The sequence below is a fragment of the Paraburkholderia acidiphila genome (assembly GCF_009789655.1).
Taxonomy (GTDB): Bacteria; Pseudomonadota; Gammaproteobacteria; order Burkholderiales; family Burkholderiaceae; genus Paraburkholderia; species Paraburkholderia acidiphila.
Genome location: NZ_CP046910.1, coordinates 1,162,661 through 1,176,392, shown reverse-complemented (window position 1 = coordinate 1,176,392; position 13,732 = coordinate 1,162,661). Strand labels below are relative to the sequence as shown.

General features: G+C 64.2%; 16 protein-coding genes and 2 pseudogenes. 14 read left to right on the top strand and 4 right to left on the bottom strand.

All coding sequences use genetic code 11. From position 1 onward, the window contains the following. Positions 1–434: 434 nt before the first annotated feature. Positions 435–1,523, top strand: coding sequence for an OpgC domain-containing protein (gene opgC / locus FAZ97_RS19885; RefSeq protein ID WP_158760136.1), 1,089 nt, complete (start codon positions 435–437; stop codon positions 1,521–1,523). Positions 1,524–1,593: 70 nt separating this feature from the next. Here the strand turns inward: opgC and FAZ97_RS19880 are convergent. After that, positions 1,594–1,881, bottom strand: a pseudogene (locus FAZ97_RS19880) (SDR family oxidoreductase); the annotation flags it as partial. Positions 1,882–1,932: 51 nt separating this feature from the next. On the opposite strand from FAZ97_RS19880, the gene FAZ97_RS19875 reads away from it, so the two are divergent. The 11 genes from FAZ97_RS19875 to FAZ97_RS19825 all read left to right on the top strand — a co-directional run bounded on the left by FAZ97_RS19875 (position 1,933) and on the right by FAZ97_RS19825 (position 9,809). After that, positions 1,933–3,663 carry a recombinase family protein gene (locus FAZ97_RS19875; RefSeq protein ID WP_158760135.1) on the top strand — a complete coding sequence of 577 codons (1,731 nt, stop codon included), beginning with the start codon at positions 1,933–1,935 and terminating at the stop codon, positions 3,661–3,663. A 281-nt stretch (positions 3,664–3,944) separates the two neighbouring features. Then, complete coding sequence (locus FAZ97_RS19870; protein WP_158760134.1) at positions 3,945–4,124, top strand: hypothetical protein; 180 nt, start codon at positions 3,945–3,947, stop codon at positions 4,122–4,124. Positions 4,125–4,168: 44 nt separating this feature from the next. Next, positions 4,169–4,807 (top strand): hypothetical protein, encoded by a 639-nt coding sequence (locus FAZ97_RS19865; protein ID WP_158760133.1) that lies wholly within the window; start codon positions 4,169–4,171, stop codon positions 4,805–4,807. Between the two features lie 118 nt (positions 4,808–4,925). After that, positions 4,926–5,420 carry a hypothetical protein gene (locus FAZ97_RS19860; RefSeq protein ID WP_158760132.1) on the top strand — a complete coding sequence of 165 codons (495 nt, stop codon included), beginning with the start codon at positions 4,926–4,928 and terminating at the stop codon, positions 5,418–5,420. Continuing rightward, the gene (locus FAZ97_RS19855) at positions 5,417–6,628 is read left to right on the top strand and encodes a hypothetical protein (protein ID WP_158760131.1); all 1,212 of its coding nucleotides are present in this window, start codon (positions 5,417–5,419) and stop codon (positions 6,626–6,628) included. The genes FAZ97_RS19860 and FAZ97_RS19855 overlap by 4 nt, the downstream gene beginning before the upstream one ends. Beyond that, positions 6,625–6,900: a hypothetical protein gene (locus FAZ97_RS19850; RefSeq protein ID WP_158760130.1), complete on the top strand. Its 276-nt coding sequence runs from the start codon at positions 6,625–6,627 to the stop codon at positions 6,898–6,900. The genes FAZ97_RS19855 and FAZ97_RS19850 overlap by 4 nt, the downstream gene beginning before the upstream one ends. A 101-nt stretch (positions 6,901–7,001) precedes the next feature. After that, positions 7,002–7,997 (top strand): phage major capsid protein, encoded by a 996-nt coding sequence (locus FAZ97_RS19845; RefSeq protein ID WP_158760129.1) that lies wholly within the window; start codon positions 7,002–7,004, stop codon positions 7,995–7,997. A gap of 46 nt (positions 7,998–8,043) precedes the next feature. Continuing rightward, positions 8,044–8,361, top strand: coding sequence for a hypothetical protein (locus tag FAZ97_RS19840; RefSeq protein ID WP_158760128.1), 318 nt, complete (start codon positions 8,044–8,046; stop codon positions 8,359–8,361). Between the two features lie 16 nt (positions 8,362–8,377). Beyond that, the gene (locus tag FAZ97_RS19835; RefSeq protein ID WP_158760127.1) at positions 8,378–8,608 is read left to right on the top strand and encodes a hypothetical protein; all 231 of its coding nucleotides are present in this window, start codon (positions 8,378–8,380) and stop codon (positions 8,606–8,608) included. Between the two features lie 13 nt (positions 8,609–8,621). Continuing rightward, on the top strand, positions 8,622–8,897 hold the full coding sequence (locus FAZ97_RS19830) for a hypothetical protein (protein ID WP_158760126.1): 276 nt from the start codon (positions 8,622–8,624) through the stop codon (positions 8,895–8,897). Positions 8,898–9,377: 480 nt separating this feature from the next. Beyond that, positions 9,378–9,809 carry a hypothetical protein gene (locus FAZ97_RS19825; RefSeq protein ID WP_158760125.1) on the top strand — a complete coding sequence of 144 codons (432 nt, stop codon included), beginning with the start codon at positions 9,378–9,380 and terminating at the stop codon, positions 9,807–9,809. 3 nt (positions 9,810–9,812) lie between these two features. Here the strand turns inward: FAZ97_RS19825 and FAZ97_RS19820 are convergent, their stop codons facing one another. Together FAZ97_RS19820 and FAZ97_RS19815 are read right to left on the bottom strand one after the other, a co-directional pair. After that, the gene (locus tag FAZ97_RS19820) at positions 9,813–10,046 is read right to left on the bottom strand and encodes a hypothetical protein (RefSeq protein WP_158760124.1); all 234 of its coding nucleotides are present in this window, start codon (positions 10,044–10,046) and stop codon (positions 9,813–9,815) included. A 61-nt stretch (positions 10,047–10,107) separates the two neighbouring features. After that, positions 10,108–10,833, bottom strand: coding sequence for a hypothetical protein (locus FAZ97_RS19815; RefSeq protein ID WP_158760123.1), 726 nt, complete (start codon positions 10,831–10,833; stop codon positions 10,108–10,110). Between the two features lie 226 nt (positions 10,834–11,059). Here FAZ97_RS19815 and FAZ97_RS19810 point away from each other — a divergent pair, with 226 nt between their 5' ends. Next, entirely contained in the window at positions 11,060–11,281 is a 222-nt protein-coding gene (locus tag FAZ97_RS19810) for a hypothetical protein (RefSeq protein ID WP_158760122.1), read from the top strand. Positions 11,282–11,943: 662 nt separating this feature from the next. On the opposite strand, the pseudogene FAZ97_RS19805 reads toward FAZ97_RS19810, so the two are convergent. Then, positions 11,944–12,447, bottom strand: a pseudogene (locus FAZ97_RS19805) (SDR family NAD(P)-dependent oxidoreductase); the annotation flags it as partial. Between the two features lie 209 nt (positions 12,448–12,656). On the opposite strand from FAZ97_RS19805, the gene FAZ97_RS19800 reads away from it, so the two are divergent. Then, the gene (locus FAZ97_RS19800) at positions 12,657–13,604 is read left to right on the top strand and encodes a ProQ/FINO family protein (RefSeq protein WP_158760120.1); all 948 of its coding nucleotides are present in this window, start codon (positions 12,657–12,659) and stop codon (positions 13,602–13,604) included. The last annotated feature ends 128 nt before the right edge of the window (positions 13,605–13,732 follow it).

Sequence of the window (13,732 nt, the reverse complement as noted above, 5' to 3'; positions counted from 1 at the left end):
GCGAGCGCGAAACATCTGAGTTTTTGCGGAACCCTTGGCGCGGCCCGGCGTCAACTCGCCATGACGCAAGCAAACGGACCACGCAGGCTTTCGTGCGCCTTTCCGCGATGTGGCACCAGAAAAGGGCGGCCGCTGGCTCGATGTGCATGGCGCGCACCGTCGAGGCGTGCGCGGGCGATTGCGTCGAGGCGTCAAGCGAGCGAAATGCTTACCATGGGTTACGCAGGCCCATTTTGTGTCGAACTGGCATTAAAGTCGCTTAGCGAGGCGGCGCTGCGGCGCAGCCTTTTACGGAACCCTTTCATGCGTAGCGCGTGTGGCCGCGAATCGATCAGGTATCCTTACAAAAATATTGATAAAGCTGACAGCTTCATCGAGTCGAGGTCGCGCACCCCTTCAATCGTAATCTTCGACACGAACGGGAGTCGTCACCAATGAATCAGACAGCGAAGCGATCGATCGAAATCGACTTTTTCCGGGGCTTTGCATTGATTTCGATCGCGCTCGATCACATTCCGTCCAGCGTGCTCTCGCATGCGATGCTGCATAACTTCGCGTTCTGCGACTCCGCAGAAGTGTTCGTGTTCGTGAGCGGCTATGTATGCGCGGCGAGTTGGCTCGCCATCGCGGGGCGAAGCGGAGCGGGCGCGGCCAACCTTCGCTTCTGGCGTCGCGGGCGTGAGATCTATGCCGCCTATCTGTGCACGGCAGTGCTCATGCTGCTGTCGGGCGCTGCCGCGGTCATGCTGCGTGTGGATTCGCCGCTGGTCGCCGAATCGGGCTATCTGCGCTTCGCCGCGCATCCGTTCGCGATGCTCGCCAATATCGCCGTCTTTCGCGATCAGCCGTATCTGGCCGGTGTGCTGCCCATGTACATCGTGCTCGTAATGGCCTTGCCGTTCGTGATGCCGCTTGCGCGCCGCTCGCCCGATCTCGTGCTCGTCAGTAGCTTCGTGCTGTGGTTCGGTGGGTGCTGGCTCGCCGGGTATTTGCCTGCCGCGCCCGGTGCCATATGGCCCTTCAACCCTTTTGCCTGGCAGGCCATGTTCATGCTGGGCCTTCTGTGCCGCCTGTATCCCGCTTCGCGCGCGTTTCAGGTTTCGTTGACGGGCCGTGCGTTGACGGCGTTCGCGCTGGTGCTCGTTGCCACGTTCGCGTTCATCCAGTTGTTCGCCGATCTGGACCCTCAGCCGGGCTACATGAAGCAGAACCTCGCGAGCGTGCGCATTGTGAACTTTGCCGCCGTTGCCTGGCTTGCCGCGCAGGCGGTGCGCAAAGGCTGGATTGCATGGCTCGCGCAGCGGTTGCCTGCCGTCGTCACCGTGGGGCAGCAGGGACTCGTTTGTTTCGTGGGTGGCGCAGTGGCATCGAACGCCATCGACACGCTGCTGCGTGCCACGCATGTCACGACTTCGTTGCCGGCCCGGCTCGCGGGCGATCTGCTCGCAGTCGGCGCGTTGCTCGCACTCGCGGGCGGGGTGCGGCGCCTGAAAGCGGTACGGCCGCGCGTCGCGCTTACGTGAAGCGCGACGGCGTGCGTTCAAAGGTGAGGGTTTGCGGGAGGCCTATGGACGCGTGAATTGCGCGCTTCGCTCACGCCTTGCCGAGTTCGCGCACGTCGGTAGCGGGCACCGATCCGAATGCATCGCTCAACGCATAGTCGATCAATTGCCGCGCGGCGGCTTCGGGCGTGGACAGCAAACCGTTCTGTTTGAGTTGTTCGAAGCGCTCGCGCATCGGGAACTGGTCGATGCGCGTCGCGCGGATCGTCTCCTGCATACCGGTATCGATCACGCCCGGCGCGATGCTGCAAATGCGCACGCCTGCAGGCGCGTCGAGTGCAACCGCGCGCGCGTGGTGATCGAGCGCGGCCTTGGTGGCGGGTTCTAGCGTAACATTGGCGCTTTACCTTACCTAGCACCGGATAGCGCCATGTCTACCATCACCGCGAAGCGGGCACGCAGGCCCGTACCAGCACAACAACAACCCGCCCGCCCGCCGAGGGTCTTTACCTATGCGCGGGTAAGTACGAAGCGGCAGGCCAAGGAGGACAAGGCCAGCTTCGAGCGGCAGGAACGCTATGCGCGCGCTTATGCGGATAAGCAAGGGCTCGTGCTGGATGAGGACACCAGGTTCGAGGACCGGGGCGTATCCGGCTTCCACGGCGACAACGTGAAGGAGGGCGGCGCGCTCAAGCGGTTCCTCGACGCGTTTGATGCGGGTGACGTGATTCCGAACGATGTGCTCATTGTGGAGTCGTTCGACAGGCTTTCCCGTCAGGAACCCATCGACGCAAACGAACACTTTGAGCGCCTGGTGCGCGGCGGCGTGGTCATCGTTATGTCGGGCAAGGATGGTGGCGATGGCAGGGAGTTCAGCCGCGCCGCGCTGCGGCGCGACGACACGCTGCTGATTGTGGCAAAGCTGGAGCAGTCACGTGCCTACCGCGAGAGCGAGCGCAAGCAGCAACTCTCGCGCGAAGGTATCAGCGGCAAGTGCAGGCGATGGCTTGAAGGCAAACGCGGCTTTCGGGTGACCGGTTCGCGCAACGACCCGGACTGGGTGACGTGGAACGAGCAGGAGAATCGCTTCGACTTCGTGCCGCACATGGAGCAGGGCGTGCGCCGCGCGATTGAACTGTACCGGGCTGGCAACGGCACGCCCGAGGTCGCCCGCGTGCTCGCGCATGAGGGGCTGGCGCTGTCCGAGAAGTGGCCTGTCACCTACCTGCAAAAGACCATCCGTAACCCCTCGTTGGTGGGCACGCGCGAATTGACGGTGGCGGGAGAAGAGTTTGTGTTGCGCGACTACTACCCGGCAATCATTGGGGCCGACGAGTTCGATGAGTTGCAGGCGCTGGTTGACCGGCGAGGCCTGTCGCGAGGCCGGAGCGAGTCGGTGGCGGTCGTTACCGGCCTCGGCATCGCCCGCTGCGCGGTATGCGGCTCGCCGCTCGTTGGGCAGCAGCTAAAGCGCAGGCTCGCCAACGGCAAGCCCATCCGTCGCATCCGCTGCTCGCACGTCGCCACGAAGGCCGCGCGCTGCAGCAGCAAAATGGGCTCGTGCCTGTCGGAAGTGCTCGAGAAGATCGTCATGGACTTCTGCTCCACGCAAGCCAACCTCGACGCCATGTTCAACGTGACACATAACGACGGGCGTATGGCGATGCTCGCCGAACGGCGGACCGAACTTGCACGGCTTGAGCGAAAGATTGGCGAGTACGAAAAGCGCATGGACGATGAGGATGATCCGCTCACGCAGACCGAGCGCAAGAAGCTCCGGCAGTTCGAGGCAGACCGTGACGCGGCGGTGGACGAGATCACGCAGCTTGAGCGTGAAATGAAACTGCACGTCAAGCGCCGCGTCAGTACGGCGAAGCAGTGGAGGTCGCTGGTGAAGGGCGTGATCGACCTCGACCCGACCGCGAGGCAAGAAGCACGCAAGCTGGTTGCGAATACATTCGAGCGGATCGACGTGTGGTTCAAGGGCGACTCGCAGCAGGACGCGCACATGATGGCCGTCCGGCTTACCGGTCGCAACGGAGTTGAGCGTCAGGTGCTGCTCGACCGGCGCAACGGCGACATCATTGCGATCCGCGAGTACGACGACGTGGAGTACACCGTGACCACCAAGACCGGCAAGGCGACCGCCGAGGCTGCATAACCGCGTAGCGCCACGCCAAGCCCCGCCGTCCCAGACGCCTGCCAACCCGGCAGGCGTTTTTTCTTCTGCTCGAACAAATAGCAACGATTCATCTCGATGCACGCCTTCGCGAGGAGAAGTCACCTTGGCCTCGCCGCTTGCAAGTCTTGGCGCGTTTCAGCGGGTATTGAAACGTATTGACCCGTAGTCGCATCGAGCATGTTCGTTTCCCTCGCACCGTTTTGCACGCCGCGCCAGTTCAACTAGATTTGCTCTCACCTTCCAGCGTGAGGAGAGACCAAATGGATTACGCCGAGCGTGCCCGGATCGATGCCGAGGACACCGAAGAAGAGGCGGTCCTGTTCGACGTAGAGACCGCGCTCTGCCGCTTTCTTCGCGGCAAGGATGGGGCCGCGATGGTCCTGCGTGACATCCGTCGCATCGTCGAGTCGCGCCCTGCACGTGCGCGAACGATTCCGTAGTGCGAAGTAACTACCAACCTCGAGAGGACAGCAAGATGGACAACATGCAAGCATTTCACAAGGTATCGACGGAGCAGGAGCCGTGGGCAACATTCCTCACACTCAACATGATGCGCCGCGCACGTGACATGGCCTTCAACCACTGCTGCACCGAACCGCGCGCCTACAAGGATGCGGACGTGCGTGACGCGGTTGCAGTGTGCTTTCCCGATGTATGGCGCGCGTGGCGGGAATGGGCGGGACCGGGTAGCGACACGATCCTGTTCGATACTTTCAAACCGGCCCGCTTCGCGGCGCACCACGCATATGAGCGGCTGAACCTGAAGATGATCAAAAGCCGCGAGTTCCGGTACGCGTACACCCTGGACGAGATGGCTGCGCAGATGCAGGGGGACGAGCCCGAGAGCTACCCGCGCTGGATCGCGGAGGACCAGTTCGCCGTGCGCCATGCCGTTGAGCGGCTGGTGACGATGAAGGTGTTTAGCTACGACGACAGCGGTCTCAAGGTGCAGGCGGACGCCGCCACGTGGACGATCGACTACCTGCAAAACATCCAGTCCGCGTGGAAGTGGGAAATGGACCGCCTGAACGCCGACCTTGAGCAGTCGCATAAGCACCTCGCCATGCTCCAGGCGAGCGGCTGCGACACGCTCGCGGAACTCGAAGCCCATGCGAAGCAGTGATCACAGAGCGCCCGCATAGACGGGCAAAGGCAGCACCAGCGAGTGTCGAGTAAAGCAGTGTCGAGGGCATCCCACCAACACGCAGCAGTTGCGCGTACAACGAAGTGGAGGCTCAACCATGAATGGCAGGAAGAAAAACGCCCGCAGGGAGGCGGGCGAGCGAAACGTCGAGGCTAAAATCCAGCGCGCTCATGGTAGCGCGGTCCCCGCTCGCGGGCAAGCGATCGACAAGCGCGTGCTACTCGAAGCGCTCACGCTCGTTCACGACTCGGGCGTGAGTCTGTCGGCATGGGTCAACACTCCATCTTATGAGGGAATGTCCATCGACCTGACGCCGCAGGAGGCAATCGACTACGCCAACGATCATGATGGTTTTCTCGCTCGCAAGTTCGGCGTCAGCGTCGCGGAGTTGCACGCGTGGCGTGAATCAGAAGGCTCTTACTGGTGCCATGCCATCACGAAGGCGGGCAAGCGATGCAGGCATACCGTCAAAGGCACGCCGAGCCGCCAAAGCTACAAGGGGGTGAACTTGAACGCAGAGCGTGACCCCGAGACGTGGGCACGCGAGGACGTGCGCATACGCTACTGCGCACTGCACGGGAGGCAATCATGAGCTTCGCCTTTTTGAAGTGGGCGCTGCGCTCAGATAACGACCCGCTCGCGCCGCCGTTGAGCGCGGAAAAGTGGAAGTGCCTCGTACTGCTCGCATGGATTGTCGAGGACGATGGCAGGTTCCCCGAGGACAAGCCGGTTACGCCTGCCGCGCTGGCGCAATGGGCGCATATCACCGTGGACGCGGCGGGAAGGTTTATCCGTGAACTGCGCGCCGAGGGACCGCTGCGCGATACCGGCGAGCGCACCGGCAAGACCGGACGCATCGCCACCTATGAGTTCGTCCCTGCGTGGGCACCCGATGCCCGAGCCATCGCGCTCGTTCGCGACGCTCAAACAAGGGTGCGTCGTGGTCGTCCTAATCCTGATGCAAACACAGTGATTAGACCGGCTAATCCTGATGCAAACACCATGATTAAGGAGGATGTAATCCTTGTTTTGAATCCTGATGCAAACACCCCGGTTTCTGCCCCCTCTATATATGGGGTAAACGTAAACCAAACAAACAAAAACAAAACCAGCAATGGGGGTGTTTGCGACGGGATTGCAAACGGCGTCGTTCACGACGTGCCTCTGCCCCTCGCCGGGGAGGCGTCGCCCCCGGCTGCGCCGGTTGCGACCACGGTCGTCCAGAACATCAATGATCGTTGCGAGGTGGAACGTGCGTGGTCCTGCTCGACGCAGGCGAGCGGGACGCCGGAGCGGCGAGCGGCTGCTGCGTCGGGAAGCGTCGCTAACGTCAACAACACCAGATCCGCGCGTGCGCGTGAGAAGTGGCCGCTTGAGATGGCGAAGATTGCCAGGCGACTCAGCGACAAGGATCGGGCCGACCCGAAGTGCATCGCGTTCGGCAAACGGCTCGTCGCGCACAACGGCGGCGGCCTGCCAGGCTCGCCCTACGATCAACGCATCGCTGCACAACGTCTGCCGGGCCTCGCTCGCGCCAACGTGACCAACGCTGAATTCGATCTCGCGGTGGCGAGAGCGGTGAAGCATTACAGGTCGCCCACGTGGCTCGGCGTCATGAAATACCTGCGCGACGGCATCGACGAGCGCGAATACAGCGGTACGAAGCAGAAGGCCAACGGTTTTTTTGACCGGCCCGGTGCGCAAGGCCGCGCGCACCGGGAAGCGGTCAGGCTGATCCGCAGTTTGCGCGAGTCGGCGGCGAAGGCGCTCGCCGAGAAGTCTGACGGGCGGCGCTCATGACCGACCTCGACGACTTCGAGCAGCGCGTGCGCAGGACTGAGGCCGACATCGTGCGTTTCTGCGAACAGCACGACTTCGAGATCACTGGCGTAGATCGCGTGGTCGACGAAGTGGCGGCGGCGATGATCATCGGCTACGGCACAGTCGACGCGCTGCGCAAGGCGATCAAGGATGGCACGCTCGATCTGCCATACCGCATGATCGGCAAGAGCAGGAAGTATCGCATCGTCGATCTCGCGGCCCATATCGAGCGCAACTATCGTTGCGAATGAAGAAGTTGTGGTGTTTTGCGGAAATCATTGTCTTGCCAGCGAGGACGCCACAAGCCGAAGATGACGGGCAGTCCGAACCAATCCTCGACGGGGCGCTCATCATGACTCGCAGCATCCTTGCCTACACGCGGTTCCTGAAGTGCCTCGCGGCGTCGAACAACGATCCGATCGCCGCCTGCGAGTTCCACCGCAGGCAGTACGGCGCGCAGGGCCATGCGCTGGTGATGCTGCAGAAGGCCATCCTCGGCACCGACACGCTCGGCGACGACGCCTTCAACATCGCGGCGGATGCCCTCATGGAGCCGGTGCGTGCCTTCGACGTGATGGCGCGTATCGATGCCGTCTCGCCGCTGCGAGCCGCACCGCTGCGTGTGCGCTTCCTGCTCGAAACGCAGGAGCCGACGGGCGAGTGGGTGCCCGAGGGCGCGCTCAAGAATCTCACCACGGCGGCGTTCGACAAGATGACCCTCGACCCGGCCAAGGCGTGCGCGCTCGCGGTCATCACTAAGGAACTCTCGATGATCGTGTCGCCCGCCGCCGACGCTGCCTTCCAGCAGTCGCTGGTGCGCGCCGTGACCCGCACAGGATCGGCGGCGTGCTTCGCGCCCGCATCGGTCGCGAACGCCCCGGCGTCGCTCCTCACGAACGCCGCGACCGTCGCCAGCACGGGCGACCCGAAAGAGGATCTCTCCGCGCTGGTGGCGGCATACCCCGGTGACCTTGAGCGCATGGTGTTCGTCATGTCCTCGTCGAACGCGCTGTTCCTCGCGCTCGGCGGGGCCGACATCGGCGGCGTGGACAACCTAGGCGTGCGCGGCGGCACGCTCGCGGGTGTGCCCACAATCGCCAGCGCCGACATCGACGACTCGATCGTGGCGGCAATCGACCCGGCACGCATCGCCTATGGCGATGGCGGCGTGCAGATCTCGGTGAGCGACCAGAGCAGCGTCACCGACGCGGACGGCGTGATGCACTCGTTGTTTCAGGAGAATTTGCGCGGCTTCCTCGTTGAGCGTTTCCTGAGCTGGTCTGCCGCACCGGACGCCGTGGCTTGCGTGACAGGCGTGGACTGGACTGGCGGTGGCTCGACCACCTGATGGAGAGAGAGCCAGCATCGCACGCACGAGTGACAGGAGATACGCCATGCCTGACCGCTTCAAGATGACCACGCTCAATCTCGTTCACCTCGAGGCGAACGTGGTGAAGAGGAACTACCGCGAGATCATTGCGCGGCAGTTGAATCCGGACGTGGTCACACTCACGCAGGCCGAAATGGAGCGCGCCACCGTTGACCGGCTGGTCAGGCAGTGCCGGTCGTTGCTCGAACGCGCCGAGGGTAGCGCCATCACGGGTATGGCCATCGTGTCGAGTGACGATGACCCCGGCCTTGAGAGGCTCGCCGTGACGCTGGCCAACGGCTATGTCCTCTTGACGCCGGGCAAGCGAAGCGGCGTCCTCTGACGCAAGGATCGCTGTCATGAACTGTGATGCGTTGCCGATCCTGATCCGCCGCGAGCACATGCGCAGCATCGACACCGAGCAGGCCGTGCTGCTGGTCGGCGTTGAACTGTCCGATGCGCTGCTGACCCTCCTTGCCCGGGTCAGCGAGAGCACAGCCGAAGCCGTGGCCATCGCACAGCTGCATGACGGCTACTGCAACACGCTCATCGCATCGATTGACGGCTCGGCCTGGCGTCGATACGGATAGGAGGTCCCCCACCATGCCAGCCCTTCAACCCATCCGCGTCGACGCAGCCCTGATGCGCTACCTGCTGCGCAGCGAGAGTAATGCTGCGCTGATCGCAGGCGAGGCACACGCCCACGAGGTGATGACCTTGCTCGCCACCGCTCGCAGGCATGGACAGTACGAGGTGGACCTCGGCATCACCGACGACGACAGGCTGGTGCTGCGTCGCGCCTCGGCAACGCCGTGGACCGTGAGCGAGCCACGCACTCACCCGCAGAGGGCCGCCAAGCCTCGCGGGGGGCGACTCTAGGCGATACTCCGATCAAAAAAGCGCCCCGGGCCAACCTTTTTTCTCACAGCGCGACAATCGATACCGAGGGTCGCCTCCGAAAACCCGCGTCAAACCGGCGCTTGACCCGCAGCATCGATACACCGTCCGCCGCCCCCGCGGACGTTAATATCGGGGGCACTGGCTGCACGCAGTCGCCCTTCATGGTGCAGGGCGGCGGCGGTCCAGACCCGGCGCGCGCAGCGGGTGCGGGCACTGCGCGCATCTTCATTTTCTGGACGCCCGACATTGGCCGGGACTATCATCGGGCCAACCGGCACGGCGCATCCTGAGCGCGGCGTGCGCTACGCCGGGAGTGCTTCGCTCAACCTTCAGGTCGGGCGTCCCCGCGTTCAGCGCGCGCCGGGGAGAAGGACGCGCGCGGCGTCCGCAGCTTTTCCGCGCACTGCTCCCGATGCCGTGTCCGCTTGGCGGACACGGCTTTTTTACGCGAGGCCCATCATGAGCGACACCGTTGCTGATACCACCTTCACGGCGCACGGCCTGCAGTGCCGGGTCTTTCTCGATCACGAACGGCTTCCCGCTGGCGTGGTGTGCGTGCCGAAAACGCACCCGCTCTACGGCAAGCGCCGCGACGTGCAGATCATCGTGCCGAAGGTGCTGGCCGGTCGCCCGCTGAACGCCGCGCGCCTCGCGACAGCGGACTTCCACGGCGTCATCCCCGCCGCGTTCAGCGAAGGCGATGCCGCGCCGCTATCGGCAGCGGTGGACGTGCCCGGTGGCGTGTGGAACACCGGAAGGCTGAACGACGATGTCGACCTGTGGTGCTTCAGCTTTCGCACCGACGCCGACGCCAACGAAGATCAGGTGCGCGCCGAGACCGAAGCGTTCGCGCAGCAGCTTGCCGCGCTCGCTGACGTGAAGCTGGCGTAGGGACTAGCGGGCCTTCTTCGCGCGACCGGCGCTGCCGACCGCGTCCGACTTCTGCGCCTTCACGGCAGGCTCGGGCAGCGACCCGGGTGTGTACTCGCGCAGCGCCTTCGACAGCAGTCGACCGGCGATGCGCTCGGGTGCCACCTCTCGTACCTCCGCGAGTTCGAGCAGCCGCTCGCGGTCCTGCAGGTCGATCCACGCAATGGTCGGCAGAGCGAACTTCGAGCGAACTGACATGGCGGACCTCGACGCAGGTGATGGTGGGCCCAGAGATTATCGCGCCGCCGTGCCGAAGGCCCTAGATTGGCGTGTGCTCGTCGAGCGTGGGTTTCGTCTCTTTGGCTTCGCTCCGTAGGTTGCCCGTTTTCAGAATGTGGGCCGAGCGTCGGTCGAGGTCATTCGGAAACAGGCGCATGCGTAAACGGAAGATCCAGTTCGGCCACACGCTGAACACGAAGCAGTCGAGGTAGTAGTTCGCAAGCGTCGCGTGCTCCACACAGCGCTCCCACGCCCACTTTGCCTGTGCTGCGCAGAAGTTCAGCTTGATATCCGAGGCGGATACGTCCTCGGGTGAGGGCTGCGGCGCACGCGCGTCGTTGCGTGCCTGTTGGTATGTCGCCAGCGCTGGCTCGAACACTTCGTGCGTTCTGTGCGCATTGATGATGTGACGAAAGAGCCGCTCGTCGATGTCGTAGAGCTGCGTGACGACCGGGCCGTGCAACGCGATGATGGTCGGGCGAGCCCTGATCAGCATGTCGCAAACGAGGCGAGTGTTGAGGACCTGCGTCAGATGACTCACCTTTACGGCCTCTTTGATCTGGTCGTTCTGCGCTCGGAGGCTATAGATCTCGGGAAACACGGTGCTCGCCGCAATCCTGCGCTCCCGTCTCGTGCCGCGCCCCGCCACGATCAGCGCGCCGATGACGCCCATGAGGCCACCAATGATCGCGCCCGCAAGGTCCTGCCAGTCGTGAAGCGTGGCGATGAGGTCGAAACTATCGGTAATGGGTAGGTGCTCGCACATGAGTGCAGCAGCCTGTGTGATCTGGAATAGGTGCCCGTCCGCCGCCACGGTTGCCCCCGGATGATTGTGGTTGCGCCAGTGTATCAACCCTTCTTTTCGTCCCAGGAATTTCCCTCGGTCATGTCCGGTTCTGCATACGCGGTATGGACAGCGTAATACCGCCCACTCGACGCCCGGCGCGCGCCACGCTACCTTCGCGCCTTTCGACAAACGGAGGGCCCCCGGCATGGGAGAGGTCATTCAACTGAAGCGCCGCAAGCCGCGCGAACCGAAGGCGCGCCGCCGCCGCATCACGGTCAGCATGGCCGACCCGCTGCTTGCGCGCGTCGAGGCCGCAGCGAAGCAGGCGGGCGTATCGCCCGGGGTGCTGATGTGCATCGGCGTGGCGCAACTGCTTGCCCAACACGAACGCGAGGTGCGGGCCAGAAACGCGAACACGAACGCTTAGGCGGTCCACTGAGGCGACCGCCTAAATCGCTCCAGCGGCGTGAGGGATTTCAGGCGGTCCACCAGCGCGACCGCCTGAATCGGTCTACCGAGGCGACCAATTGGTCGCGCAAGCGGCACGAGGCTTCAGGCGCTGCCATCGTTGCAGCGCCTGAACGGGTAGCCCCTTCCTCGACAGAAGGACCTGTTGCCGAGCGTCAATAACCGGTTCTGCGGCGGAACCGGTTATTGCCGAGCGCGACCGCACCAACGACGCTTAGGCGCTCCAACAGCGCGAGGGCCTAAATCGCTCCTGCAGCGGGAGGGATTATTGGGCCGACCGAGGTGGAGTCCAACATGGTGAGCCACCTCGGGAGGGCGACCGCCCGAAGTTGCTACGCGTGATGGCGACCGCACGAACAGCAGGGCAACGCGTAGGCAAACAGGCGCGCCGGGGCCGAAATCCGGGCCGTGGTGCCGCTGGCCGGGTCGGGTGCATACGCAACAAGGGGCAACGGGCGCAAGGCCGTCAGAAGGCCGGGGTTCGGGCGCGCAACGCGCCGGTTCGCGCATTATGAGCCACAAAAAAGCGGGAAAATCGCCGGATTCGGTGATTTTTGAGGTGCTAAAAATCGCCGCAAAGCCTTAGTGGACGTGGGTTTGAGCGGAAGTTACGTTAAAACCCGCTACCTTGGTCGCGCAGTACACGCTCCAGCCCGGATACGCGTTGCGCGCGGCGCCGCTCGAAACGTGCACGATGCGGCGCGACGCATCCGCGCTCAGGGCGCGCGTGGCGGCGAGCGCATTCGCGAGCATCAACGGCGCCGCCACATTGAGCGTGACGGCTCGCGCAATGGCGAGCGGGTCCTGCTCGCCGAGCGGCGCGATGGGATCCACGGTGCCCGCGTTGTTGACGAGCAGCACGCATTGCGCGCCGAGCGTAAATGCGTTCAGCGTGTCGCCGGCCAGCCAGCGCTCGAGCGCGGCGGGATCGGCGAGATCGACGACCGCTTGCGTGAACCGCGCAGGATGAAGGGAAGCGAGTTCCTCGTGCGCGCCGCGGCCAAGCCCGAGCACCTCGATGTTCCGTTGCAGCAGCGATTGTGCGAGCGCCGCACCCAATCCACGCGTATGGCCGGTGACGATGGCGCGAATGGCGGAACGGGGGGCGGATGTCGAAATCGTCATGGTGTCGTAAAGAAAAAAGGATGCGATCCTTGCGCACGCAAGGTGTTGGCGCATGAAATTCGAGGGATTTTGCCGCACGCCGCACGGATTTGCGGCGCGACACGGCGCGCGATACGGACTCGAAGCCGGCCTTGGCAAGTGATTGCCCGTTTGGGTCGGCCGCGTTTTCGGTATCATAGCGTCCGGTTCCATATGGAAGAGATCTGGACGTGAAAGCCGCATCGCAACAACGCCGTACCCTGAGCTTCAAGGAAGGCCTTCTTGAGATCAAGAAGACCATGGGGGGCGGCGCAAGCCAGCCCGCCGAAGAACAGGCGCAAAAATCGCAAGGCAAGCCCGCTCACAAGGGCGCGAAGAGCCATGGCGGGTCGCACGCCCCGAAAGGCCCGCGTGCGCCGAGAGACGGTTCGGCGGCTGCGGGCGCGGCCGGCGGCAAGGACGAGCGTTCGCGCTCGCGCCACGGCCGTCCTCAGGGCGCGCGAGCGCAGGAGCAGAATCAAGGGGAGCCGGGGCAGCGCGCCCAGCAGCCGCGCCGGCCGCAACAGCCGAAGCCGGCTCGCGGGCCCGAGTCGGGCGAGCGATCGGGGCAGCAGCGACGCCGTCCGGCGCGTCCCCAGCAGCCGCCGGCCGCGAATCTGAGCGAGGCCGAAAAGGCGCGCATCGAGCGCAACCGCCAGCTCAACACGGTCTGGAACGTGTTCGCGAAGCACTATCCGGCGTTTCGCGACCGTTTGCCGCTCAAGATCGGCGTGGCCGAGGATCTCGTTGCGCGTCACCCCGAGTACGAACGCACGATGATCGTCGCCGTGCTCAAGCGCCACGTGAACCATCCGCGCTATCACGAGCGTGTGGCTGCGGGCGGCTCGCGCTACGAACTCGACGGCACGGCCTCGGAAGGCCCGGGCATCGATCCTTCGCACGTCGGCCGCGCCAATGCGGCGCTTGCGCGTCAGAAGGCCAAGGCCGAAGCGCAGGCCAAGGCGCGCGAAGAGGGTCACGCGCAACCGGAGGCAAAGCCTGAAGTAAAGGCTGAGGCGAAGGCCGAAACCGCGCACCAGCCCGAAGCCCAGAGCGCAGAACCGCAAGCCCCGGCCAACGTGCCGGAAGTCGCGGTACAGCAACCGGAAAACGGCGAAACGCCCGCAACCGACGCCTGAAGCCCGCGCCCCGGATCGATCCGGGCGGAAACAACCCTCTCGCGGCGCCGCCGCGCGAGGGTTTTCGCACGTCTGGCGTGCGTTGGGCGCGAGCCCGGCACTTAGCGGGCATGTAGCGGGCAAGTAGC